Origin of the sequence: Streptomyces sp. NPDC102283 (genome assembly GCF_044766265.1) — a bacterium.
In the GTDB taxonomy this organism is placed as follows: Bacteria; Actinomycetota; Actinomycetes; order Streptomycetales; family Streptomycetaceae; genus Streptomyces.
In genome coordinates, this window is record NZ_JBIWLQ010000020.1 from 14,437 (window position 1) to 37,950 (window position 23,514).

Below are 23,514 nucleotides of genomic sequence, written 5' to 3' on the forward strand. Positions count from 1 at the left end.
ACGTCCAGCGCATCCAGCACCTCCCAGAGATCGGAGACGCGTCATGGCCCCAACCGTAGCCGTGGCCACACCGCCGCCCAAAGAGACCCGGCGCCGCCGGGCGAGCCCCCGCCGCCTGCCGTATCTGCTGATCGCGCCGGCGGGCCTCCTGATGCTGGGCTTCATCGCCTACCCGGTGCTCAGCGTCTTCTACTACAGCCTGCAGAACTACAACGTCACCAAGCCGTGGCGGAACGGCTTCGCCGGGCTCGACAACTTCCGGCGCGTCTTCACCGAGGACGACCAGTTCTGGCCGACGCTCGGGTTCAGCGCCCAGTGGGTCTTCACCCAGGTCACGCTCCAGCTGCTCCTTGGCCTGGCGCTCGCCCTGATCGTCAACCAGACGTTCATCGGCCGCGGCATCTCCCGGGCCATGGTGTTCTCCCCCTGGGCCGTCTCCGGTGTGCTGACCAGCACGATCTGGATCCTGCTCTACAACTCCTCGACGGGCTTCAGCCGCTACCTCGCGGACGCCGGGATCGGCGAGTACGGCACGTCGGTGCTCTCGGACACCGGAACCGTCTTCTGGGCGGCCACCGTCACCGAACTCTGGCGCGGCGTCCCCTTCTTCGCGATTCTCATCCTCGCCGACCTCCAGTCCGTCTCGAAGGAGTTGTACGAGGCGGCGTCGGTCGACGGCGCGGGCCGGCTGCGGCAGTTCTTCCACATCACGCTGCCCCACCTGCGGGACGCGATCATCCTCGCCACCCTGCTGCGCGGCGTCTGGGAGTTCAACAACGTCGACCTGCTCTACACCCTCACCGGCGGCGGGCCCGCCGGTGAGACCACCACCCTGCCGCTCTACGTGGCCAATACCGGTATCGAGGGCCACGACTTCGGGTACGCCTCCGCGCTCACCACCGTCGCCTTCGTGATCCTCCTCTTCTGTTCGATCGTCTATCTGCGCCTGAGCAAGTTCGGAGGCGACCGCACGTGACCGCCGTGCTCACCGAGAAGAACGGAACCGCTCGGCGGTCCTCCGCCCCCGGCTCCCCTCCGTCCGCCCCGCGCCGCCGCCCAGGGCGGGAGCGCGCTTTCGACGACGTGCCGCGCTGGCAGATCTATCTGCCGCTCGGTCTCTACCTGCTCTTCACGCTCATCCCGTTCTACTGGATGCTGCTCTTCGCCGTACGGCCCGCCGGTTCCACGTCGCTGGTGCCCTGGCCGATGACCGGAGCGCACTTCTCCAAGGTCTGGAACGAGCGGAGCTTCGCCGTCTTCTTCCAGAACAGCATGATCGTCGGCGTCGCGACGCTCGTCGCCACGACCCTGGTCGCTCTGGCCGGCGGCTACGCCCTGGCCCGGTTCGACTTCAAAATCAAGGGCGCGTTCATGCTCGCGCTGCTCTGCTCGCAGTTCATCCCGGGCGCCCTGATGCTCGTACCGCTCTTCGAGATCTTCCGGAACCTCCAGATGATCAACTCGCTGGGGAGCGTCGTCATCGCGGAGACGGTGTTCCAGCTTCCGCTGTCGATCATCCTGATCAGCGGCTTCATCAAGAACGTCCCCGTCTCCCTGGAGGAGGCCGCCTGGGTCGACGGCTGCTCGCGCTTCACGGCCTTCCGCACCGTCGTCCTGCCGCTCCTGCGTCCCGGGCTGATCGCCGTCGGCTCGTTCGCGTTCGTGCACAGCTGGAACCACTTCCTCTTCGCCCTGATGTTCCTGAGCGAGCAGGACAAGCAGACGATCCCGGTCGGTCTCAACACGCTGATCGGCGCGGACAGCGTCGACCTGGGCGCGCTCGCGGCGGGCGGCGTCATCGCGGCCGTCCCCGTGGTGATCGTCTTCGCCTTCATCCAGAAGTGGCTCATCACGGGCTTCAGCGCCGGCGCGGTGAAGGGATGAGGAAAGTGACCGTCCCCGCCACGAACCCGGCCGCCCCCGTGCCCGTCGTCCTGGCGGGCGCCCGGGGACACGGCCGGTGGCACCTCGCCAATGTGCGCCGACTCCAGCACCAGGGCCGGGTCAGGCTGGCCGGGATCTGCGAGCTGGAGCCGCTGACCGCCGCTGAACTCGCCGCCTCCGGTTTCGGCGCCGCCGAGTCGCCCGAGCAGTCCGCCGACTTCGGGGCGCTCCTGGACGTCACCGGAGCACGGGCGGCCATCATCTGCACCCCGATCCAGACCCACACCGAGCTGGCTCTCACCGCTGCCGCCCGGGGCGTCCACCTGCTGCTGGAGAAGCCGCCCGCCGCCGGCTGGGCCGACTACGCGCGGATGGCCGAAGGCGTCGAACGCGCGGGCATCGCCTGCCAGGTGGGGTTCCAGTCCTTCGGGTCGCACGCCCTGCCCGCCATCCGCGAGCTGGTGGCCACCGGTTCCATCGGGACCGTCACCGGCTTCGGGGCCGCCGGCGCGTGGGTCCGCGACGACGCCTACTTCCGGCGGGCGCCCTGGGCCGGGCGGCGCAGGATCGGCACCACCGACGTGGTCGACGGCGTCCTCACCAACCCCCTGGCGCACGCCGTGGCCACCGCACTCGAACTGGCCTGCCGCGGCCGGGCCGACGAGGTCACCTCCATCGAGACGGAGCTGTTCCGGGCGCACGCCATCGAGGCGGACGACACCAGCAGCGTACGCGTCACCACGGCTGCCGGGCCGCGCGTCACCGTCGCCGTCACCCTGTGCGCCGAACGCCCCGGGGAGCCGTACGTCATCGTGCACGGCGAGAAGGGCCGGATCACCTTCTGGTACAAGCAGGACCGCGTCCTGGTGCAGCGCGCCGGGCGGGGCCCCGAGGAGACCGTCCACGGGCGGACCGATCTCCTGGAGAACCTCCTCGACCACCTGGAGCACGGCACACCGCTGCTGGTTCCGCCCGCGTCCGCGGGGGCGTTCATGCGCGTGGTCGAGGCCGTACGCAACGCCCCCGAACCCGCCCCGCTGCCCGACCTCGCCTGGGAGACCCGGCACGACGGACCGGACGGCGGGGCGCGTCGGGTCGTGCCGGGCATCGACTCCCTGGTCGACGCCGGGGCCGAGTCCCTCCGCCTCTTCTCCGAACTGGGCGCCCCCTGGGCCCGGGTGGGCGAGGCGGCCGCCTCATGAAGCAGCACGCCACGGACCCGTTCCCCGACCTCCCGGCCACCCTTGCCTGCGGCGCCGACACCGTCGCCCACTACGGCTACGCGCCAGGGTCGGACGGCCGCCCGCGCCTCCACCCCGTCACCACCCTCGGCGGGGTCACCGTCACCGAGGAGAGCCCCGCCGACCACCTCCACCACCTGGGTGTCTCCGTCGCCGTCCCCGATGTGGCCGGGTACAACTTCTGGGGCGGGCGCACCTTCGTACGGGGTCGGGGACCCACCGCACTCGACAACCACGGCGTCCAGCGCCATCTCGCCCGGCCGCACCGGAGCCCGAACGGCTTCACGCAGGAGCTCGGCTGGGAAGCGGCCGGCGTCGAACTCCTGCGGGAACACCGCACCCTGTCGGCCACCCGGATCTCCGGCACCGCCTGGGAGCTGGACTTCTCCTTCGTGCTCACCAACGCCGGGGACACGGACCTCTCCATCGGCAGCCCCGCGACCAACGGCCGTCCGGGCGCCGGGTACGGCGGCTTCTTCTGGCGCGCCCCCAAGGAGGCCGCACCGCCCACCGTGTTCAGCGCCGCGCACGAGGGCGAGAGCGAGGTCCACGGCCGCACCGCCGACTGGCTGGCGCTCTCCGGGGACGGCTGGACGCTCGTGTTCGTGGGGGCGACCGGGGAGACCCGGCGCGATCCGTGGTTCGTGAGGACCTCCGAGTACCCGGGCGTCGGCTCCAGCCTCGCGGCGCACGAGCGGCTGCCCGTACCCGCCGGGGCGTCGGTCGTACGTCGGATCATCACCGTCGTCGTGGACGGCAGGACGGACCGGGAGACCGCCGCGCGGTACGCCCGCGAGGCGGTGGCCCGGTGAGCCGGCCCTGGACCTCCGACCTGGGTGACGGGACGTACCGCAACCCGGTCCTGAACGCCGACTGGTCCGACCCGGACGTCGTCCGCGTCGGTGACGACTACTACCTCACCGCGTCCAGCTTCGGCCGGTCCCCCGGGCTGCCGCTCCTGCACTCCCGCGACCTGGTCAACTGGACCACCGTCGGGCACGCGCTGGACCGTCTCGAACCGGCCGACGACTTCGCCGCTCCCCGCCACGACCGCGGGGTCTGGGCGCCCTCGCTGCGCCACCACGAAGGACGCTTCTGGATCTTCTGGGGCGACCCCGACCACGGTATCCAGCAGATCAACGCGGATCGTGTCGAGGGGCCTTGGAGCCCCCCGCATCTGCTGAAGGCGGGCAAGGGGTTCATCGACGCCTGCCCGCTGTGGGACGAGGAGACCGGCGAGACCTATCTCGTCCACGCGTGGGCCAGGTCCCGCTCCGGCGTCAAGAACCGCCTCACCGGCCACCGGATGAGCCCCGACGGCCGGGAACTGCTCGACGACGGAGCGACGTTGGTGGACGCCGACCGGATACCGGGCTGGTTCACCCTCGAAGGCCCCAAGCTCTACCGGCGCGACGGCTACTTCTGGATCTTCGCTCCGGCCGGCGGCGTGGAGACCGGCTGGCAGGGCGCGTTCCGTTCACGGGACTTCTTCGGCCCGTACGAGGAACGCGTCGTCCTCGCCCAGGGCCGCACCGACGTCAACGGCCCCCATCAGGGCGGCTGGGTGCACACCTCCGCGGGCGAGGACTGGTTTCTCCACTTCCAGGCCCGGGGAGCGTACGGGCGGGTCGTCCACCTCCAGCCGATGCGCTGGGACGCCGAGGGCTGGCCCGTCATCGGCGACGAGGGCGAACCCGTCCCGCTGCACACCAAACCCGTCGCCCCCGCCCAGCCGGTGGCGGCACCCGCCGTCGACGACGACTTCCCCGGCGGCCGCCCGGGTGCGCAGTGGCAGTGGACGGCCAACCCGCACCCCGGCAGGGCCGCCCGGCACAGCGGGGACGGGCTACGGCTCACCTGCGTACGGACCGCGTACGAGCACGACCTGCGGCTGCTGCCGGGCGTCCTGGTCCAGCGGCTGCCCGCCGAGGAGTTCACCGTCGACGTGGATCTCGCCCTGGACAGCGGCGAACCGGGAGCCAAGGCCGGACTCGCCGTCATGGGCGACGCCTTCAGTTGGATCGGCCTCGCCATCGCGGAGGACGGCACACCACGGCTCGTCCACCGCTTCGCCGAGGGCGTCGCCGCACACGAACGGGACGCGGCCGGCTCCCGCGCGTCCCCCGACGCACGGGCCCGGCTGCGCGTCGAGGTCACGGCGGGAGCCCGCTGCCGCTTCTTCGCCGACACCGGCGACGGGTTTCGGCCCTCGGGCCAGGTCTTCGCCGCCACCCCGTGGCGCTGGGTCGGGGCCCTCCTCGGGCTCTTCGCCACCGCACCGGCCGGGACGGGAACCGCCGGAACGGCCCGCTTCACCGCATTCCGCGTCACCGGCCCCAACCCCCCGCAGAAGTGCACACGTCACGATCCATCACACCCGCATCACCAGCAGACAGAAAAGAGCCGACGATGAACATCTCGAAGACCCAGCGGGGGCGTGCCACGGCCGCGATCTCCCTCACCGCGGTGCTCGCGCTGACGGCGACCGCGTGCGGCGACGACGGCAGCGGCTCCGGCACTGAGGGCAGCGGCAAGGGCGAGATCACCTTCTGGGACAACAACGGCGGTCCGCGCACCGCCGTCTGGACCGAGATCATCAAGGATTTCGAGAAGCAGAACCCTGACATCAAGGTCAAGTACGTCCCGATCCCGATCGCCGACGTCCAGTCGAAGTACGACACCGCGATCGCGGGCGGCGGGCTGCCCGACGTCGGCGGCGTCGGCACGGCCTACCTGGCCAACATGGTCTCCCAGGAGGCCCTGGAGCCGGTCAACGACCGGCTGGAGACGTCCGCGCTGAAGGGCAAGCTGGTCGAGTCCATGGTCGAGAGCGTCCGCGCCGCGGCCGGCCGGGGCGACGACGTCTACTCCGTACCGACCTCCGCGAACAACGGCGTGCTCTGGTACCGCACCGACCTGTTCGGGCAGGCCGGTCTGAAGGCTCCCGACACCTGGGCGAACTTCTACACGGCGGCCGAGAAGCTGACCGACGCGAAGGACAACAGGTTCGGCTACACGATCCGCGGCGGCGCCGGCTCCATCGCCCAGGCGCTGGACGCCGTCTACGGACAGTCCGGCATCACCGAGTTCTGGGACGGCGACAGGACGACGCTCAACGACCCGAAGAACGTCGCGGCTCTGGAGAAGTACGCCGGGCTCTTCAAGAAGACCACGCCCGCGGCCGACGTCAACAACGACTTCACCAAGATGGTGGCCCAGTGGGACACCGGCACGATCGGCATGCTGAGCCACAACCTCGGCTCCTACCAGGACCACCTCAAGGCCCTCGGCGAGGACAAGTTCGCGGGCATACCCTCACCCATCGGGGACAGCGGCACCCGGGTGCAGGTCTCCAACCCGGTCGACGGCCTCGGCCTCTTCCGGTCGAGCCGGAACAAGACCGCGGCGTGGAAGTTCATCGAGTTCGCGGCCTCCCACGCGTCCAACAGCAAGTGGAACGAGTCGGCGGGCGCCATCCCGGCCAACACCGAAGCGGCGAAGGACCCGTGGATCAACGAGACCGAGTCGACCGCGCTGGCCGCGAAGACCCTGACCGACGGCTCCACGAAGATCGTCGACCTGCCGTACTACCTGCCGGACTGGAACAACATCAGCAAGGCGGACAACGAGCCGAAGTTCCAGAAACTGCTGCTCGGCAAGATCACGGCCAAGGCGTTCCTGGACGAGATGGCAGAGGAGCTGAACGCCGCCCACAAGGAGTGGAAGGAGATCGGCAACGGCTGATCCGGCATCCTCTTCTGTTTCTCCCCCGATGACGGGGGCCGGCGGCGGTACGGGTCCCGCTCCGCCGCCGGCCCCTCTCCCGCGCAAGCGCGCACCCCGAGAGAGGCAGCCCTCCATGTCACTCACCCGCAGACGGACCGCCACCGCACTGCTCACCCTGCCCCTCGTCCCGGCCCTCGCGCTCACCACCACTCCCGCGCACGCGCACGGCGGCGGGGGCGGACGCGGCAGACCCCGGCCCCGTACGATCCACATCGCCGGTGACTCCACGGCCGCAGCGAAACACCCTGAGGCCGCGCCCGAGACGGGCTGGGGCATGGCGCTCCCCTTCTTTCTGGCCGATCGGCTCCGGGTCGCCAACCATGCGGTGAACGGCCGAAGTTCGAAGAGCTTGCTCGACGAGGGCCGCCTCGCCTCGCTCCTGAACGGTGTCCGACCCGGCGATCTCGTCCTCGTCCAGTTCGGCCACAACGACCAGAAGACCGGGGACCCCGCCCGCGGCACGGACCCGTACACCACCTACCAGCAGTACCTGCGCCAGTACGTGAAGGGCGCCCGCGAACGAAGTGCGCGGCCGGTGCTGGTCACCTCGGTCGAACGCCGCCGGTTCACGGACGACGGCACCGCCCTGTCCAGCCTCGGCGAGTACCCGGCGGCGATGCGCGCCCTGGCCGCCGAGGAGGACGTCCCCCTGGTCGACGTCCAGGCCCTCTCCCTCGCCCGCTGGCAGGAGCTGGGGCCGGACGGCACCGAGGCCTGCTTCCTGTGGCTGGACCCCGGCGACTCGCCCAACCATCCCGACGGGGCCCGGGACAACACCCACTTCAGGCCGGCGGGCGCCATCGAGGTGGCCCGGCTGACCGCACGGGCGCTGCTGGGTGAGGGCGTGCTCGCCGCGCGCGACCTCCGCCGTCTGGACGACCGGGTCCCGGTGGAGTGGATCACCTGGTCCGGACCGGCCTGACGCACTCTCCCTCCCGCCGTCCTCTTCTTCTCCTCTTCTCCCTTCCCCCTCCTCCTTTCCCCTTCCGACGACACAGAAGGATTCGCCGTGCCCGCACGCAAGCGTCACACCCGCGCCATCGCCGTGACCCTGGGCTGCGCCTCCCTGGCCCTCGCCCTCAGCACCCCGGACCGGGCCACCGCGCACCCGCGCCACCCCGGCCCCGGCGTCGAGCGCGCCGTACTTCCCGCCGGAGACGGCTGGGCCGCCGCCGAGGGTTCCACCACGGGTGGCGCGAACGCCGCCCCCGACCACGTCTACACGGTGACCAACCGGGCCGAACTCATCGCCGCCTTCGCCGAGGCGGGCGACGCGCCGAAGATCGTCAGGATCTCCGGGACCGTGCACGGCAACTCCGACGTCCACGGCACGCCGATCGGCTGCGAGCAGTACCAGACCGGCGGCTACACGCTGGAGAGGTACCTCGCCGCCTACGATCCCGAGGTCTGGGGCCGGGACGCGGTCCCCTCGGGTCCGCTGGAGGAGGCCCGCGTCGCCTCCGCGAAGCTCCAGGCGGCCGCCGTCAACATCAAGGTCCCCTCCAACACCACCCTGGTCGGTGTGGGGAGGAACCCCAAGGTCATCGGTGCCTCACTTCAGGTGAGGGACGTCTCCAACGTCATCATCCGCAACCTCGGCTTCGAGGACACCTACGACTGCTTCCCCCAGTGGGACCCCACGGACGGGGCCGAAGGCGCCTGGAACTCCGAGTACGACAACCTCGTCGTCTACGGATCCCGCCACGTCTGGGTCGACCACAACACCTTCAGCGACGGCGACCGCCCCGACGCGGACCAGCCCCACTACTTCGGCCAGGTCTACCAGCAGCACGACGGCCTCTTCGACATCGTGCGTGGCGCCGATCTGGTCACCGTCTCGTGGAACGTCCTCAGAGACCACGACAAGACCATGCTCATCGGCAACAGTGACGGCGCCGGTGCCACCGACCGGGGCAAACTGCGCGTCACGCTCCACCACAACCTCTTCAAGGACGTGAAGGAGCGGGCCCCGCGCGTGCGGTTCGGTCAGGTCGACTCGTACAACAACCACTTCGTGGCGACGAAGGACAGCGCCTACGGATACACGTACGGCATCGGCGCGGAGTCTCAACTGGTCGCCGAGCACAATGCGTTCACCCTCGCGCGGAACGTGGACCGGGCGACGATCCTGAAGAAGTGGTCGGAGTCGTCACTCACGGCAGAGAACAACTACGTCGACGGGAGGAAGACCGACCTGGTCGCCGTGCACAACGCGGGTGTGCCGGGCGAGCAGCTCACCGAGGGCGCCGGCTGGACCCCCCGACTGCGGACAGCGGTCCACCACCCGCTCGTCGTGCCGGTGCTCGTGGCGCTCCACGCGGGATCGGGCAGGGCGAGCATGACCGGCCGCTGAGCACGAACGCCCGACCGCACGTACCCGGACGTACCCGTACGCGGACGCGACCGCCCCCGGACCTCGTCCTGGCCGGATGCGAACGGCCCCGGACCTCATCGGCCCGGCCCTGACCGGCTCCGCATCCCATCACCTCTCGACCCGACCGATCCCGAACCGGCCGGAGCGGCACCGCATGCTCTCCACCACCCCCGGAGAGCGCCGCTCCGGCCTTTCGCCGCTCACCCCGAGGAGCCCCATCATGCCCAGCGGACCTTGCCCGACCAACGGACCTTCTCTGCCCAGCAGCCCTTACCCGACCAGCAGACGCACCGCCCTCTCCCTGCTCGCCGGAACGGGTGCCGCCCTCGGCCTCGGCGCGCCCGCCGCCCACGCCGGGCCGGCGGGCTCCCGCCCCTTCGGCCGCTACGGCTCACCCGCCCGGCGCCCGGACCCGCGCACGCTGTACGTCGACGCGTACGGCCGCGGCGACCACACCGACGTACAGTCCGCCGTCGACTCGGCGACCGGCACCGGCCACACCCTCGTGATCGCCCCCGGTGTGTACCGGGCGACGGTGTTCATCGGCCCCGCCCACGAAGGGCTCACCCTGATCGGTGCGAGCGGAAACGCCCGGGACACCGTGCTCGTGTACGACAACGCGGCCGGTACGCCCAAGTCCGACGGTTCCGGGACCCTGGGCACCAGCGGATCAGCCTCCGTCACCGTCCGAGCGGCCGGGTTCACCGCCCGCGACCTGACCTTCGCCAACGACTGGCTGCGCTCCGACAACCCCGAGTACACCGGCACGCAGGCCGTCGCCATCAAGGTCCAGGGGGATCGGTCGGCGTTCCACGGCTGCCGGTTCCTCGGCCACCAGGACACCCTGTACGCCGACTCTCTCACCGTCACCGCGTTCGCCCGGCAGTACTACCGCGACTGCTACGTGGAAGGGGACGTCGACTTCGTCTTCGGCCGCGCCACCGCCGTCTTCGACCACTGCCACTTCCGCGCGCTGACCCGCACCGACCTGGCCTCGGCCCCCTACGGCTACGTCTTCGCGCCGAGCACCGCCGGGAGCAGTCCGTACGGTTTCCTCGTCCTCCGCTCGCGGGTCACGAGCACCGCCCCCGACGCGCACTACAAGCTCGCCCGCCCCTGGGTGCCCTCATCGGACCTCACCGCGCACCCCATGCTGACCGTCCGCGACAGCCGGCTCGGCCCCGGGATCGACGCGAGGACGCCGTACACCACCATGTCCGCGGGCTTCCCGTGGCAGGACCAGCGCTTCGCCGAGTACCGCAACACCGGCCCCGGCGCCCGCGTCACCGTCCCCGCGAACCGGCCACAGCTCAGCGCGGTCGAGGCCCGCGGCCACACCCCGGCCCGCTGGCTGGACGCCCGGGACCCGCACCTCCCGACTGCGTGGGAGATGCGGGTCGTGGATCGTGGGCGCGGCCTGCGTGGTCAGCCCGCGTAGGTCTCGAACTCGGCGATCCTCGGAGTGCCGGTCGAGCCGGTGATCTCGAAGGTGACCTTCCGCAGGGAGGTACGGGGGAAGCTGATGGCGCCTGCTCCTTCGCCGGAGGTCAGGACGGCGCCGGTATCGCCGTTGAGGAGCCGCCAGGCCTTGATGGCTCCGGTGGAACCCGCTGCCTCACGGATGACGACCGAGGAGACATGGGTGGCGGAGGCCCACTTGATCGAGGCCGAGCCGGTTGGGCCGGCGGGTGACCAGTAGGTGTTCGGGTCGCCGTCGCGCAGATCGCCGTAGCTCGTGCCGGCGGCCTTGCTGGAGCCGTCGGAGCCGGCTCCGATGCTGAGGTTGGTCCCGGTGGGCGGGGTGGGATCGGTCGGTCCGGGAGTCGGGTCCGTCGGTCCCGGCGTCGGGTCGGTCGGCGTGGGCGTGGGCGTCTGCGGTGTGCAGTTGCCGTCCGAGACCTTCAGGCCCGTGTCCGCGCCCGCCGTGCGGCTGACGACGTCCGGCACGCAACTGGCCGTGTCGGCACGGTAGGTGTAGGGGATGTCGACCGTGGTGGTGGACTTCATGTCGGGCCCCGCGGGGTTGGTCGTGCCGCCGGGGCTGGACCAGGTCACGTTGTCGAGGGTGTTCCCGCTGACCTGCCAGTAGCCGGCCTCGTCGGTGTAGAAGGTGCCGAGGACGTCCTTGGAGTCCTCGAAGTAGTTGTTCTCCACCTTGGCGCGGGCCCCGGCCCGGGAGTTGATACCGGACTCGTTGAGCTGCACGTAGTGGTTGTTGTAGATGTGGGCGATGCCGCCGCGCAGCAGGGGCGCGCGGGAGTCGATGTTCTCGTACAGGTTGTGGTGGTAGGTGACGAAGCCGTTGGAGCGGTCGCTCTCGCTGGACCCCACCAGGCCGCCGCGGCCCGAGTCGCGCAGGATGCTGTACGAGAGGGTCACGTACTGCGTGTTGGCCTTCATGTCGAAGAGGCCGTCGTAGCCCTCCGACTCCCCGCCCGACGCCTCCAGGGTCGTGTGATCGACCCAGACGTTGCGGACGCCGGACTCCATGCCGATGGCGTCACCGCCGTTGGAGGTGGGCGAGCCGGACTTCTTGACGTTCCGGACGGTCACGTTCTGGATGATGATGTTGCTGGCCTCGCGCAGGTGGATGCCCAACTGGTCGAAGAGGGCCCCGCTGCCGACGCCGACGATCGTGACGTTGCTGATCTGCTTGAGCTCGATCACGCCGGCGGCGGTGTTGCAACTGCTGCCGGACACCTTGGTCGTGTTGCCGTGGTTGATCGTGCCCTCGACCTCGATCACGATCGGGGTACTGCTGTCGGCCCGCCCGCACAGCGCCTCGTGGATCTGGGTCCCGGTGGTGGCGCGGACGGTCTGTCCGCCTGCCCCGCCGGTGGTCCCGCCGTTCTGGGTGGCGTAGCCGGTGGCACTCCCGGTGGCCGCCACTGCCTCGGGCGCCGACAGCCCTGCTCCGACCGCGGCCGCGGCCGCGATGGCCAGAGTTGCCACGGCGGCCTGCAACCGCCGTGCGACTGGTCGTTCCATGTTCGTCTCCCCTGCGTCTTCGGTCGGTCGGTGATGGATGACAGAACACGCCAGCATGGCGTGCCCATGACACATGGGAGCGCTCCCGCATGCAGCCGTGCGGAAGCGGCTCGATCCGTCCGGGGGCATGCGACAGCGCCCAGGCGTCCCGGGCTCCACATCGGAGGCGACGGGACAGCAAGCGCTTTCTAAGGTGAACGTAGAGGGGTCCGACCAGCATGGCAAGGTGCTTGCGGCAGCGGTTTTTCCGAGACCACTTCCGCGTCGAAGCACCATGCCCCACAGGCCTGTTCGGGCCGGGTCGACGCCAACAGCCCGCTCATCGGGCACCGATCGCACCACGAAGGGTCCAGCGGATCAGGTCATCGACGCCGTGGCGCGCGACGAGCCCGTCGCCGGTCGCGTGGAGGCCGGTGTAGACGATGCTCCACAGCATGCGCTGGATCCACTGGGCCGGGACGGCGGAGTCGAGTTCGCCGTCCCGTTGCCCTCGCCTGATCTCCGCGAGGAGGATCTCGTCGACCTCGCCCGCGACCGAGGCGTCCGCGCGGGAGGGGTCCTCCCCCGTCGAGGCGAACAGGAACAGCACCCGGTCACCGACGTGGACCATGGCACTGACGATCCGGTCGATCACCTCCGGCACCGAGCCCGAGCCGGGAGCGGCCTCCACGATCGCCGCGTGGAGGGCAACCCAGGAGTCGCTGGTGAGCGCAGACCGGAGATGTTCGCGGTCGGGGAAGTAACGGTGGACGGTGGCGCGGCCGACACCGGCCGTCGCGGCGATGCGCCCCAGACTCACGGCGGGATCCTGCGCCCACTCACCGGCCGCCGCATCGAGGATGGCACGACGCGTGCGCTGCTTCTGCGGTGACAACTCCATTGCCGGATCATAAGGCACAGTGCCATTATGAGACTATGAAGTCTCACTCTGATAGTTCATTGCCTCTCACCGTCGTGACCGGTGCGACCGGCGTGCTCGGGCGGCGCGTCGTCGATGGGCTGCTGAGCGTCGGCCGGCCGGTGCGAGCCGTGTCCCGACGGCCCCGGCAGCGCGTTCTGCCGCCTGCCGTGGAGGTGGTCGCCGGCGATGTCCACGAGCCGTCGACGCTCGGCCCCGCCTTCGAGACGGCCAGGGCCCTGGTGCTCATCGCGGTGCCCGAGACGGCCGTCGAGGTCGTCGCACGCGCGCGGAAGGCGGGAATCGAGCACATCGTGGTCGTGTCGTCCGCCGCCGTGACCGCGGGCCATGACACCACCTACAACCTGCCCGTCGAGCGCGCGGTGCGGGCGTCCGGGCTCGACTGGTCGATCATCCGGCCCGGTGAGTTCGCCACCAACGCCCTGCTCATCTGGGGTCCGTCCATCCGCTCCGGCCGACGGGCGGTCGAGCCGTTCCCCGACCAGACCGGCAACCCGATCCACGAGCAGGACATCGCCGACGTCATCGTCGCCGACCTGCTCGATCACGACCGCCGCGGACGCATCGACACGATCATCGGCCCCGACACGCTCACCAAGCGCGAACAGGTCGCCCTCATCGCCGAGGCGGTGGGAGAGGACATCGCCCTCGACGAGGTGACCTCCGAACAGGCGCTCGGCTTCTACCGCGAGCAGGGCGGGTTCGCGGCCGACAACGCCGACTGGCTGTACGGCCTCACCAGTTACGACGGGGTGGAAGGCGTCACCGACGAACCCCGGGAAGCGCACCCCGCCCCCGACGACGCCTACCTCACCCTCGCCGAGGTGCTCGGCCGACCGGGACGCTCCTACGCGCAGTGGGCCCGCGACCACGCCTGCGACTTCACATGAACGGCCGACTGAGCCGATCTCCCGCCTCTGCGCGCCCGGCAGGCACGGGCCCCGGCCGACGGATCCACTGCTGCCGTAGGCGTCCGGGCCGGCGGTGCCGCTCCGGCCGGCGGTGAGCCGTCGCGTACGTGCGGGGCACCACGCGTCAGTCGTCGGGGAGCCAGCCCCGCTCGCCCAGCGCCGCGACGAAGCGGCCGTGGGCGTCGTCCAGGGCGGGGCGTTCATCCGGCACCGGCTCGACGAGGGCGCCGCCGCGCACCATCGCCGCGGCGCTCGCCGCGAGGTCCTCGTGGAGCGTGCCGGTCGCGGCGAGGAGCGCGGCGCCGAAGGCCGTCTCCGCGCGCTCGACGACCCGGATCGGGCGGTCCAGGACGGTCGCCCGGATCGCCGTCCACACGGCGCTGCGGCTGCCCCCGCCGGCCGCGTGCAGGGGGCCGAGGACCGGAACGCCGAGACGCTCGACCCGGTCCAGGGCCAGGCGTTCGACGAAGGCGACTCCTTCGAGAGCGGCCCGGTGGGCGTCCGCCTCGTCGCGGGGACGGCCCAGCTCGAATCCGCGCGCCGCGCCGGAGACGAAGGGGAACCGTTCGCCGTCGCGGCGCAGCGGGTAGCGCACGTACGAAGCGGGGCCCCGGGCCGCCGCGGCGGCGTCCAGCGCGGGCAGGCGGCCCGGGGCGACGTCGGCCAGGCACTCCCCCCCGGTGTTGGACGCACCGCCGGGGAGCCACCAGCCGTCGGGGTGACGATGGCTGTAGAACGCACCGGTCGCGTCGCGGACCAGGTCCGCGGAGACTCCCTTGAGGACGTACGTGGTGCCGAGCACGCCTACGAAGCGTCCCGGCTCGACCGCCCCGGTGGCGATCTGGCCCGCGCAGCCGTCCGTCATCCCGAGGCGTACGGAGCACCCTCGGGGCAGACCCGTGGCCTCGGCCGCCTCCGGGCCGACGACTCCCGCCTCCGTGGCGGGGGCGCGTACGGAGGGGAGCAGCGCGAGCGGGAAGGCGAAGGCGTCGAAGACCTCGTGCGCCCACTCCGCGGCACGGGCGTCGTAGCCGGACTTGAGCGCGTGGCTCCAGTCGGTGGCGACGGGACGGCCCGTCAGCGCGCGCCCGACGACCTCGGGGGTGTGCAGGACCTGACGCAGGGCGGAGCCGTATGTCCGCAGGCACCAGACGGCCCGGCCCAGCGCCGCGGTGGGCCCCACGGACAGACCGAGCGCGTCCCACCGGGCGCTGCCCGCCCGCTGGGCCTCGGCGTTGGCGTCGGCGGCCCGCCGGTCGTCGTACATCAGGGCCGGGCCGAGCGGGACTCCGTCGGTCCCGGTGGGCACGATGGTGCCGGACGTGGCGGACACGGCAACCGCGATCACCTCACGGCCGCCCCGGGGCAGCGCGCCCGTCGTGCGGCGCAGCGCCGACCGTACGGCGGGCCACCATGACCGGGCGTCCTGCTCGCTCGTCCCGCCGGCGGTCCGCACGGGGGGCGGCAGTTCGCCCCGCGCCTCGGCGAGTACGCGCCCCTGGCCGTCCACGCACACCGTGCGGACGGACGCGGTGGCCACGTCGATGCCGATCACGGCCGGGGCGTGGACAGTGGTGCGACGGGATGCACTGCTCATGGCGGAAAGCGTCCTTCCCCGGCGGGACGGGCCTTGATGTCCACCGATCAGGCGGCGGTCCGTCGCGGTGGCTGCGTGCGTGTGAAATCAACATGCGTTCCATCATGGCGGGAGGAACGGGCCAGTGGTGGAGAGAACGGCGTCAGGGGGCAACGGCCGCCACCGTCACCCGGGTCCGTTCGCGGAGTTTGCCGAGCAGTTCGGCGTCCGCCCCGTCGTCCACGACGAGATGGTCCAGGTCGCCGACGGGCCCCACGCGGTGCAGCGCGGTCCGGGCGAGCTTGGTGTGGTCCATGAGCATCACCTTCGTGGCCGCCGACGTGAGCATCGCCCGCTTCACCAGCACCACGTCCTGCTCCTGGTGGTAGGCCGTCCTGGCGTCGAGGGCCGAGGTGGAGACCGCGACGAGGTCGACGGAGAGCGCCTCCACCGCCTCGACGCAGGGCATCCCGAGGAAGGAGTCATGGGTGCGCGAGTACTCGCCGCCCAGGGCGATCAGGCGGATGCCCTCGCACCCGGTGAAGACGTCGAGCACCCGGCGGGCGTTGGTGACGACGGTGAGCGGGGCGAGGTCGACCAGCAGGCCGGCCATGACCAGGACCGTGGTGGAATCGTCGAGCATCACCGACATCCCGGGCTCCACCAGCGCGGCGGCGGCGCGCGCGACGGCGTTCTTCTCCGCCGTGTTGACGCCGAGCCGGTAGTCGAGACTCGACTCGAACACGGTGGACGGCAGGGCGGACGCGCCGCCGCGGAAGCGTCGCAGCACCCCTTGCCGCGCGAGGTCGTCGAGGTCGCGGTGGACGGTCATCAGGCTCACGCCCGTGAGCTGGGCGAGGGCGGCGCCCGTGGCCGTGCCCTGCTCCACGACATGGTCGGCGATGAGCCGTCGCCGTTCTTCGGCGGATCTCTTGGTCATGGGGGTCAGTCTCCCGCAGGGCTCGGGCCGGGCGCGGGGGCGGGGGGCGCGAGGGTGGGCACGTTGAGCGAGCGCAGCGCCGTCTGCGCGCCGCGGATCTCGATCTCCGTGACGGCCCCGTTGTCCAGTCGTGGAAAGATCCGCCGGTAGCGTCCGAGGGGGAGCCCGAGGAGTTCGCACAGGGCGATGCGCAACAGGGTGTTGTGGGCGACGACCAGCACCTTTTCCCCCTGGTGACGGTGCGCGAGGTCGCGCAGGGAGCCGGTCGCCCGCGCCGCGGCCAGGGCGACCGGCTCGGAGCCGGGGAAGGCACCGGAGTCGGCGTCCTCGCGGAACCGCCGTACGGCTTCGGGGTCCTCCTCGGCCATCTCCTCGATGGTCCTGCCCTCGCCCCATCCGAAGTCCACTTCCCGCAGCCCCTCCCGGACATCCGCCGTCAGGCCCAGCGCCGCCGCCGTGGGAGCCGCCGTCAGGCGGGCGCGGCCGAGCGGGGAGCAGGCGACCGCGTCCACGCCGCCGCGGGCGGCCCAGATTCCGAGGTCGGCGCCCTGGGCCACGCCCTTGGGCGTCAGGGCGACGTCGGTGACACCGGCATAGCGGTTCTCCGCGTGCCACTCGGTCTCGCCGTGGCGTACCAGCAGGAGACGAGAGGTCATGGAGAGGCCCTTTCGCGTTCGAGGCGCAACCGCAGGATGAGCACCAGGCCGCACACGCCGGGTGCATTGCCGGTTCACGTGGGCGCTGTTAAATTTAACAGAAATTCCACAGCCCAGGACCGGTCCGTCGCGGCCCGGAGCACGCTCCGACCTGCTCGCGACGCGAGCCCACCGGCTCTCCTCGCAGAAGGAATCAGACGTCATGCGCATCCTCGCCGCAGGCGACCACTTCGTCCGTCCCTCGTTGATTCGCGCGGCAGTGTGCCAGGAGCTGTCCCGCACGGGCCGGGAGCTCCCGGAGTTCGCGGAGCTGACCCTCCCCTGGCCCCACGAGCCCTTCGGTCCGGTCGCGGAGGTGCGCGAGGCGAGCGGTACGGAGGACGAGCTCGTCGAGGCGCTGACCGGGGCCTCGGTCTGCGTGACGCAGATGGCCCCGTTCACCGGGCGTGTGTTCGCCGCGGCGCCCGCGTTGCGCCTCGTCGCCGTCTCCCGGGGCGGGCCGGTCAATGTGGACCTGGCCGCCGCCACCCGTCACGGAGTCAGGGTCAGCTTCGCCCCCGGCCGCAACGCCCAGGCCGCCGCGGAGTTCGCCGTGGGGCTGACGCTCGCCGCGATGCGCCGCGTCACCGCCGCCGACGCGGAGCTGAAGCGGGGCGTCTGGCGGGGCGATCTGTACGCGTACGAGGAGAGCGGCGGCGAGCTCGGCGGGGCCACGGTCGGACTCGTGGGCTACGGCGCCATCGGCCGCATCGTGGCACGGGTGATGCGCGCCTTCGGGGCCCATGTGCTCGCGGCCGACCCGTACGCCGATCGGGCGGTGATCGAGGCGGACGGGGTCGAACCGGTCGAGCTGGACGCCCTCCTGAGCCGGAGTTCGGTGGTGAGTCTGCATGCCCGCCTGACGGAGGAGACCCACCACCTGATCGACGCCCGCCGCCTCGGGCTGCTGCCGCACGGCGCGGTCCTGGTGAACTCCGCCCGTGGCGGGCTGCTCGACCACGCGCCGCTGCCGGAGCTGCTGCGCGGCGGCGCTCTTCGGGCGCTCGCCCTCGACGTGTACGACATCGAGCCGATCCTCGCCGACTGGGCCCTGCACGACGTCCCGAACGTGATCACCACCCCCCACCTCGCGGGCGCGACCCGGCAGACGGCGCACCGGGCGGCGGCCATCACCGCGTCCGAGGTCGGCCGCTTCCTGCGCGGGGAGGAGCTGGCCCACCTCGCGAACCATGACGTCCTGACGGCCGGTCGGACCTGACGGCCACCGCCGTCGCCGTGACGGTCGCCCGGGAACCCATGGGCCCCATCGACCGCCATCGACCCCTGTCTGCTCGTATCTGCTCGTATCTGCCCACATCGTCTCGTACGGGAGGCACCAGGCGTGAGCACCATCATCGGTGTGGACATCGGGACGTCGGTCACCAAGGCCGTGGCGTTCGACGGGACGGGCGGCGTCCTGGCCTCCGCGAGTCGGCGCTCGCACCTGGACATGCTGCCGGGCGGGCGCGTCGAGCAGGATCTCGACGACGTCGTGGCCGGTGTCGGCGATGTCGTGCGCGAAGTCGCCGCCGCGGCAGGTCGGACGCCGGACGCCGTGGCGCTCACCGGTCAGGGGGACGGTCTGTGGCTGCGGGACTCCGAGGGCCGCCCGGTGCGACCCGCCATCTCCTGGATGGACGCGCGGGCCTCGGACGTGGTGGCCCGCTGGCTGGTGGACGGCACGGTCGGCACCGCGTACGCGCACACCGGCTCCGGCATGTTCCCGGGGTGCCACGGCCCGCTGCTGAACTGGCTCCAGGAACACGAGCCGGAGTCGCTGGACCGGGCCGCCGTCGCGGGGTACTGCGTCGACGCCGTCGCCCAGCGCCTCACCGGCCGGGTGTGCCTGGACGCCTCCGACGCGACGCTGCCGTTCCTGGACCCCCGAACCCGCCGCTACGCACCGCAGGCGTTGGCGGCGTGCGGGGTCGAGGAACGGGCGGGTCTGCTGCAGCCTCCCGCCGCTCCCGGAACGGTGCTCGGGCTGGACGGCCGCGGCGCCGGACTCCTGGGGCTGCCCGAGGGGCTGCCCGTCGTGGCGGGGCCGTACGACCTGCCGGCCTGCGCGATCGGCAGCGGGGTGCGCGAGGTGGGGGACGGTGTCCTGATCCTCGGCACGACCCTCGCGAGCCAGGTGCTGACCGACCGCGTCGATCTCGATCCGCTCGCCGAGCCCGCCGGCATGTGGCTGTGCACACCCGCCCCCGACCGCTGGCTGCGCGCCATGCCCGCCATGGTCGGGACGGCGGCGCTGGAGTGGGTGCTCGCCCTCGTCGGCGCGACCACGGCCGACGTGGACGCCCTGCTCACCGACAGTCCGCCCGGAGCCCGGGGCGTCCACGCCTTCCCGTTCCTGTCCGAAGCGGGCGAACGGGCCCCGTTCGTCGAGCCGTCGGCCGGGGGCAGACTCGACGGGCTCAGCCTGGCCACGGGCCGGGAGGACGCCGTGAGGGCCGTCTGCGAGGCCATCGGCTACGCCGCCCGGCACTGTCTGGACACGGCGGGGCTGAGCGGCACCCTCGCGCTGTGCGGCGGTGGCACCCGGTCGGTGATGTGGGCCCGGCTGATCGCCGACGTCCTCGGCCGGCCCGTCCGCGTTCCGCTGGAGAAGCAGGTCGGGGCGCTCGGCGTGGTGTCCGTCGCCAGGGCCTCGCTGTCCCCCGGGTACGAGGCGCCGCCGGGGCGCCACCAGGTCGTCGAACCGCGTGCGGACGTACGGGCGCTGTACGAGGACGGATACGAGCGGTATCGGGCGGAGTTGGCGACGGCCCGAACCGAATGGCGGGCTCGCGCGCGGTTCAGCGATTGACCGGCCGCCTCTCGACGAGCCCACCAGCCTGTTATTTATGACATGCCCATTGACACTACTAACACGCTCGCTGTTAATTTGACGCGAAGGAGGGCTCTCCGCCCGAAGACCGGGAGATTCCAGTGAAACAACGCTCTGTCAGGTCGTTCGCCGCTGCCTTGTCCGTGATGACGGTGCTCTTCTCCGCGCCCGCTTGTACGACGAAAGCGCCGAACAGCACGGACGCCACGTCACCGCAGGACGCGAAGATCGCGTTCCTGATGCCCGATATCGCCTCCACCCGGTACGAGCTGTACGACGCCCCCCTCTTCAGGGCCAGGGTGAAGGACCTCTGCGGTGGTTGCGAGGTCCTCTACCAGAACGCGGGCGGCGACGCGGCGAAGCAACAGCAGCAGGCCGACTCGGCTCTCGCGCAGGGCGCCGACGTCATCGTGATCGATCCGGTGGACTCCGCCGCGGCGGCCAGCACCGTCCGTACGGCGCAGGGCCGAGGGGTCCCCGTCATCGCGTACGACCGGCCGATCCCGGCGGTCGAGGCCGACTACTACGTCTCCTTCGACAACGAGAAGATCGGCTCCATGATCGGCGCGTCCCTGGTGGAGCACCTCAAGGCCACCTCCGCGAAGGGTGGGCTCCTCCAGGTCAACGGATCACCGACCGACGCGGCGGCGGGCCTGATCAAGAAGGGCATACACAGCGCCGTCGACTCCAGCGGATTCGATCTCCTCGCCGAGTACGACACGCCCGCCTGGGAACCGGGCAAGGCCCAGAGCTGGGTCAGCGGCCAGATAGCCAAGTTCCCGGGGAGGATCGCCGGAGTGGTGGCGGCCAACGACGGCACGGGCGGCGGCTCCATCGCCGCGTTCAAAGCGGCCGGAGCGACGGTGCCGCCGGTGACCGGGAACGACGCCGAACTCGCCGCCGCCCAGCGGATCATCAAGGGCGACCAGTACAACACCATCTCCAAGCCCATCAAGACCGTCGCGGAAGCCGCGGCCACCGCGGCGTACGCCTTCGCCGAGGGGAAGAAGCCCCGGGGCGAGACGACGCTCTTCGGCACCCCCTCGGAACTCTTCACCCCCACCGTGGTCACCCGGGAGAACATCGCGGAGGTTCTGGTGGGCGACGGAAAGCCGCTGAAGACCGCCGAGGTGTGCACGGCGACGTACGCCGACGCCTGCGCCGAGATCGGCCTGACCTAGCCGGCGCTCTCCCCTGTCTCCTCTGCCCGTCTGCCCGTCTGCCTCGGAAGGTCGGTCGATGTCCGCTGACTCCTTGCCCTCCCCTCACGAGGCGTCGGGGGGCTCGCTGCTCTCACTGCGCGGAATCAGCAAATCCTTCGGCGCCGTCGCCGCACTCACCGATGTCGACCTCGACGTCGCCGCCGGGCAGGTCGTCGCTCTGGTCGGCGACAACGGAGCGGGGAAGTCCACTCTGGTCAAGGTTCTCTCCGGGGTGCACCAGCCGGACGCCGGAACCGTCGGCTTCGGCACCGGGACCGTATCCATCCCGTCCCCGGCCGCCGCACAGCGACTCGGCATCGCGACCGTGTTCCAGGACCTCGCCCTGTGCGAGAACCTCAACGTGGTGGAAAACCTCTTCCTGGGACGCGAGTCGCGTGGGCTGCGCCTGGACGAGGTGGGCATGGAGGTCCGCTCCCGCGCTCTGCTCGGGGAGCTGTCGGCGAAGATCCCCTCGGTACGCGTCCCGGTCGCGGCCCTGTCCGGCGGCCAGCGGCAGACGGTCGCCATCGCGCGTACCCTCCTGGGCGACCCCAAAGTGATCATCCTGGACGAGCCGACGGCCGCCCTGGGCGTCGCGCAGACCGCGGAGGTCCTCAATCTGATCGAGCGTCTGAGGGAGCGCGGCCTGGGCGTCATCATGGTCAGCCACAACATGGCCGACGTGCGGGCCGTCGCCGACACGGTGGCCGTCCTGCGGCTCGGCCGCAACAACGGCGTCTTCGACGCGGCCGGGACGACGGCGTCGGAGCTGGTGACCGCCATCACCGGAGCCGCCGACAACGTGGTCAGCCGCCGCGACCGGACAACGGGCCACGGTGCCGGAACGGCGCACGAGCAGACCGGATCGGCGCACGAGGGGAAAGCATCATGACGGAACCTGCCGCTGTCACGAGCCCGGAGCTCCCCCGGGGCGAGCCCCTCAAGCCGCCGTCACGGTCCGCCCGTCCGCGCGACCGCCTGCGGACGCTGTCCGTCCGGCTGCGCGGCGGAGACCTCGGCCTGCTGCCCGTCCTCGCCGGGCTGGTCGTGATCTGGGTCGTGATGCAGATCCTCAACCCCGTCTTCCTCTCGAGCGCGAACCTCACGAACCTCGCCCTCGAAAGCGTGCCGGTCGGCGTCATCGCCCTCGGAGTGGTCTGCGTCCTCCTCGTCGGCCAGATCGATCTGTCGGTGGGCTCGATCAGCGGCCTCGGCGCTGCCGTTCTGGCGGTCCTCTTCGTGGACCGCGGGCTGCCGGCCTGGCTCGCCGTCACCGTCTCACTGGCCCTCGCGGGTCTGATCGGGTGGTTCTACGCCCAGGTGCACAACCGGATCGGGGTGCCCAGCTTCGTCATCACCCTCGGCGGCCTCCTCGGCTTCCTCGGCGTGCAGCTGTGGATACTCGGGCCCAAGGGATCGATCAACCTGCCCTTCGACTCGGGTCTGGTGGGTTTCGCCCAACTCCATTTCCTGCCGCCCTGGTTGGCGTACACGCTGGTCGGCGCGGGCGCGGCGGTGCTGTACGCGACCGGTGCCGCCCGTGCGGCGGAGCGCCGTCGGGCGGGGCTCACCGCCTCCTCGCGGCGCCTGCTCGCCGGACGGAGTCTGGCGCTGCTGGCCGGCCTCGGCGCGGCGGTCTGGTATCTCAACCGGGACCGGGGGGTGGGCTGGATGTTCGTGTTCTTCCTCGCCCTGGTGCTGGCACTGCACTACGTCCTGTCCCGCACCTCGTTCGGCAAGTCGATGTACGCGGTTGGCGGCAACATGGAGGCCGCCCGGCGTGCGGGCGTGAACGTGAAGGCCGTCCTGACCACCGCGTTCGTGCTGTGCGCGACGCTCGCCTGTGTCGGCGGCGTCCTCTCCGCCTCACGGCTCGCGGCGGCCAACCAGAGCAGCGGCGGCGGTGACGTCAACCTCAACGCCATCGCGGCGGCCGTCATCGGCGGGACCAGTCTGTTCGGTGGCCGGGGCACCGCGTTCGCCGCGCTGCTCGGTGTTCTCGTGATCCAGTCCATCTCCAGTGGGCTCACGCTGCTGAATCTCGACTCCGCGTACCGCTTCATGGTGACCGGCGGGGTACTGCTGCTGGCGGTGTCGTTGGATGCCGTGGCCCGTCGTTCGCGGGTCTCCCACGGCAGGGCCTGAGGCATCGCTCGTCCCTGCCGACG

Annotated in this window: 20 protein-coding genes; 15 read left to right on the plus strand and 5 right to left on the minus strand. The window is 71.4% G+C overall.

Annotated elements, in window-relative coordinates:
- The first annotated feature begins 43 nt into the window (after nucleotides 1-43).
- The 9 genes from ACIRJT_RS31135 to ACIRJT_RS31175 all read left to right on the plus strand — a co-directional run bounded on the left by ACIRJT_RS31135 (nucleotide 44) and on the right by ACIRJT_RS31175 (nucleotide 10,723).
- Nucleotides 44-976: a carbohydrate ABC transporter permease gene (locus ACIRJT_RS31135; protein WP_403915718.1), complete on the plus strand. Its 933-nt coding sequence runs from the start codon at nucleotides 44-46 to the stop codon at nucleotides 974-976.
- A complete protein-coding gene (locus ACIRJT_RS31140) occupies nucleotides 973-1,884 on the plus strand; it encodes a carbohydrate ABC transporter permease (RefSeq protein WP_403915721.1) in 912 nt (303 codons plus the stop codon). The genes ACIRJT_RS31135 and ACIRJT_RS31140 overlap by 4 nt, the downstream gene beginning before the upstream one ends.
- Nucleotides 1,881-3,086 carry a Gfo/Idh/MocA family protein gene (locus ACIRJT_RS31145; RefSeq protein ID WP_403915723.1) on the plus strand — a complete coding sequence of 402 codons (1,206 nt, stop codon included), beginning with the start codon at nucleotides 1,881-1,883 and terminating at the stop codon, nucleotides 3,084-3,086. Before ACIRJT_RS31140 ends, ACIRJT_RS31145 begins: the two co-directional genes overlap by 4 nt.
- Nucleotides 3,083-3,937 carry a PmoA family protein gene (locus tag ACIRJT_RS31150; protein WP_403915725.1) on the plus strand — a complete coding sequence of 285 codons (855 nt, stop codon included), beginning with the start codon at nucleotides 3,083-3,085 and terminating at the stop codon, nucleotides 3,935-3,937. Before ACIRJT_RS31145 ends, ACIRJT_RS31150 begins: the two co-directional genes overlap by 4 nt.
- Entirely contained in the window at nucleotides 3,934-5,538 is a 1,605-nt protein-coding gene (locus ACIRJT_RS31155) for a family 43 glycosylhydrolase (protein ID WP_403915728.1), read from the plus strand. Before ACIRJT_RS31150 ends, ACIRJT_RS31155 begins: the two co-directional genes overlap by 4 nt.
- Entirely contained in the window at nucleotides 5,535-6,869 is a 1,335-nt protein-coding gene (locus ACIRJT_RS31160; protein ID WP_403915731.1) for an ABC transporter substrate-binding protein, read from the plus strand. Before ACIRJT_RS31155 ends, ACIRJT_RS31160 begins: the two co-directional genes overlap by 4 nt.
- A gap of 115 nt (nucleotides 6,870-6,984) precedes the next feature.
- Entirely contained in the window at nucleotides 6,985-7,833 is an 849-nt protein-coding gene (locus ACIRJT_RS31165; RefSeq protein ID WP_403915734.1) for a rhamnogalacturonan acetylesterase, read from the plus strand.
- 87 nt (nucleotides 7,834-7,920) lie between these two features.
- On the plus strand, nucleotides 7,921-9,264 hold the full coding sequence (locus ACIRJT_RS31170; protein WP_403915737.1) for a polysaccharide lyase family 1 protein: 1,344 nt from the start codon (nucleotides 7,921-7,923) through the stop codon (nucleotides 9,262-9,264).
- A 241-nt stretch (nucleotides 9,265-9,505) separates the two neighbouring features.
- Entirely contained in the window at nucleotides 9,506-10,723 is a 1,218-nt protein-coding gene (locus tag ACIRJT_RS31175) for a pectinesterase family protein (RefSeq protein ID WP_403915740.1), read from the plus strand.
- On the opposite strand, the gene ACIRJT_RS31180 is transcribed toward ACIRJT_RS31175, so the two are convergent.
- Nucleotides 10,711-12,273, minus strand: a complete 1,563-nt coding sequence (locus tag ACIRJT_RS31180; protein WP_403915743.1) for a polysaccharide lyase family 1 protein — start codon at nucleotides 12,271-12,273, stop codon at nucleotides 10,711-10,713. The two genes, ACIRJT_RS31175 and ACIRJT_RS31180, sit on opposite strands and share 13 nt — an antisense overlap.
- 319 nt (nucleotides 12,274-12,592) lie before the next feature.
- Nucleotides 12,593-13,153: a TetR/AcrR family transcriptional regulator gene (locus ACIRJT_RS31185; protein WP_403915746.1), complete on the minus strand. Its 561-nt coding sequence runs from the start codon at nucleotides 13,151-13,153 to the stop codon at nucleotides 12,593-12,595.
- A 35-nt stretch (nucleotides 13,154-13,188) separates the two neighbouring features.
- Here ACIRJT_RS31185 and ACIRJT_RS31190 point away from each other — a divergent pair, with 35 nt between their 5' ends.
- On the plus strand, nucleotides 13,189-14,082 hold the full coding sequence (locus ACIRJT_RS31190) for an SDR family oxidoreductase (protein ID WP_403915749.1): 894 nt from the start codon (nucleotides 13,189-13,191) through the stop codon (nucleotides 14,080-14,082).
- A 145-nt stretch (nucleotides 14,083-14,227) separates the two neighbouring features.
- On the opposite strand, the gene ACIRJT_RS31195 is transcribed toward ACIRJT_RS31190, so the two are convergent.
- From ACIRJT_RS31195 to ACIRJT_RS31205, 3 genes are all read right to left on the minus strand, one after another.
- The gene (locus ACIRJT_RS31195) at nucleotides 14,228-15,700 is read right to left on the minus strand and encodes an FGGY-family carbohydrate kinase (RefSeq protein ID WP_403915751.1); all 1,473 of its coding nucleotides are present in this window, start codon (nucleotides 15,698-15,700) and stop codon (nucleotides 14,228-14,230) included.
- Nucleotides 15,701-15,842: 142 nt separating this feature from the next.
- Nucleotides 15,843-16,619, minus strand: a complete 777-nt coding sequence (locus tag ACIRJT_RS31200) for a DeoR/GlpR family DNA-binding transcription regulator (protein WP_097869533.1) — start codon at nucleotides 16,617-16,619, stop codon at nucleotides 15,843-15,845.
- 5 nt (nucleotides 16,620-16,624) lie between these two features.
- Nucleotides 16,625-17,275 (minus strand): histidine phosphatase family protein, encoded by a 651-nt coding sequence (locus tag ACIRJT_RS31205; protein WP_403915755.1) that lies wholly within the window; start codon nucleotides 17,273-17,275, stop codon nucleotides 16,625-16,627.
- A gap of 202 nt (nucleotides 17,276-17,477) precedes the next feature.
- On the opposite strand from ACIRJT_RS31205, the gene ACIRJT_RS31210 reads away from it, so the two are divergent.
- From ACIRJT_RS31210 to ACIRJT_RS31230, 5 genes are all read left to right on the plus strand, one after another.
- Nucleotides 17,478-18,533, plus strand: a complete 1,056-nt coding sequence (locus ACIRJT_RS31210; RefSeq protein WP_403915757.1) for a 2-hydroxyacid dehydrogenase — start codon at nucleotides 17,478-17,480, stop codon at nucleotides 18,531-18,533.
- A gap of 123 nt (nucleotides 18,534-18,656) precedes the next feature.
- Complete coding sequence (locus tag ACIRJT_RS31215; RefSeq protein WP_403915759.1) at nucleotides 18,657-20,123, plus strand: FGGY family carbohydrate kinase; 1,467 nt, start codon at nucleotides 18,657-18,659, stop codon at nucleotides 20,121-20,123.
- Between the two features lie 167 nt (nucleotides 20,124-20,290).
- Nucleotides 20,291-21,325, plus strand: coding sequence for a substrate-binding domain-containing protein (locus ACIRJT_RS31220; protein WP_403915761.1), 1,035 nt, complete (start codon nucleotides 20,291-20,293; stop codon nucleotides 21,323-21,325).
- 58 nt (nucleotides 21,326-21,383) lie between these two features.
- Nucleotides 21,384-22,238: an ATP-binding cassette domain-containing protein gene (locus tag ACIRJT_RS31225; RefSeq protein WP_403915763.1), complete on the plus strand. Its 855-nt coding sequence runs from the start codon at nucleotides 21,384-21,386 to the stop codon at nucleotides 22,236-22,238.
- The gene (locus ACIRJT_RS31230) at nucleotides 22,235-23,491 is read left to right on the plus strand and encodes a sugar ABC transporter permease (RefSeq protein ID WP_403915766.1); all 1,257 of its coding nucleotides are present in this window, start codon (nucleotides 22,235-22,237) and stop codon (nucleotides 23,489-23,491) included. Before ACIRJT_RS31225 ends, ACIRJT_RS31230 begins: the two co-directional genes overlap by 4 nt.
- The last annotated feature ends 23 nt before the right edge of the window (nucleotides 23,492-23,514 follow it).

Excerpts from the sequence above, each read along its gene's own strand:
- ACIRJT_RS31135 (WP_403915718.1), top strand. The coding sequence starts at position 44 with ATGGCCCCAACCGTAGCCGTGGCCACACCGCCGCCCAAAGAGACCCGG.
- ACIRJT_RS31145 (WP_403915723.1), top strand. The coding sequence starts at position 1,881 with ATGAGGAAAGTGACCGTCCCCGCCACGAACCCGGCCGCCCCCGTGCCC.
- ACIRJT_RS31150 (WP_403915725.1), top strand. The coding sequence starts at position 3,083 with ATGAAGCAGCACGCCACGGACCCGTTCCCCGACCTCCCGGCCACCCTT.
- ACIRJT_RS31160 (WP_403915731.1), top strand. The coding sequence starts at position 5,535 with ATGAACATCTCGAAGACCCAGCGGGGGCGTGCCACGGCCGCGATCTCC.
- ACIRJT_RS31165 (WP_403915734.1), top strand. The coding sequence starts at position 6,985 with ATGTCACTCACCCGCAGACGGACCGCCACCGCACTGCTCACCCTGCCC.
- ACIRJT_RS31175 (WP_403915740.1), top strand. The coding sequence starts at position 9,506 with ATGCCCAGCGGACCTTGCCCGACCAACGGACCTTCTCTGCCCAGCAGC.
- ACIRJT_RS31180 (WP_403915743.1), bottom strand. The coding sequence starts at position 12,273 with ATGGAACGACCAGTCGCACGGCGGTTGCAGGCCGCCGTGGCAACTCTG.
- ACIRJT_RS31185 (WP_403915746.1), bottom strand. The coding sequence starts at position 13,153 with ATGGAGTTGTCACCGCAGAAGCAGCGCACGCGTCGTGCCATCCTCGAT.
- ACIRJT_RS31190 (WP_403915749.1), top strand. The coding sequence starts at position 13,189 with ATGAAGTCTCACTCTGATAGTTCATTGCCTCTCACCGTCGTGACCGGT.
- ACIRJT_RS31195 (WP_403915751.1), bottom strand. The coding sequence starts at position 15,700 with ATGAGCAGTGCATCCCGTCGCACCACTGTCCACGCCCCGGCCGTGATC.
- ACIRJT_RS31200 (WP_097869533.1), bottom strand. The coding sequence starts at position 16,619 with ATGACCAAGAGATCCGCCGAAGAACGGCGACGGCTCATCGCCGACCAT.
- ACIRJT_RS31205 (WP_403915755.1), bottom strand. The coding sequence starts at position 17,275 with ATGACCTCTCGTCTCCTGCTGGTACGCCACGGCGAGACCGAGTGGCAC.
- ACIRJT_RS31210 (WP_403915757.1), top strand. The coding sequence starts at position 17,478 with ATGCGCATCCTCGCCGCAGGCGACCACTTCGTCCGTCCCTCGTTGATT.
- ACIRJT_RS31220 (WP_403915761.1), top strand. The coding sequence starts at position 20,291 with ATGACGGTGCTCTTCTCCGCGCCCGCTTGTACGACGAAAGCGCCGAAC.
- ACIRJT_RS31225 (WP_403915763.1), top strand. The coding sequence starts at position 21,384 with ATGTCCGCTGACTCCTTGCCCTCCCCTCACGAGGCGTCGGGGGGCTCG.
- ACIRJT_RS31230 (WP_403915766.1), top strand. The coding sequence starts at position 22,235 with ATGACGGAACCTGCCGCTGTCACGAGCCCGGAGCTCCCCCGGGGCGAG.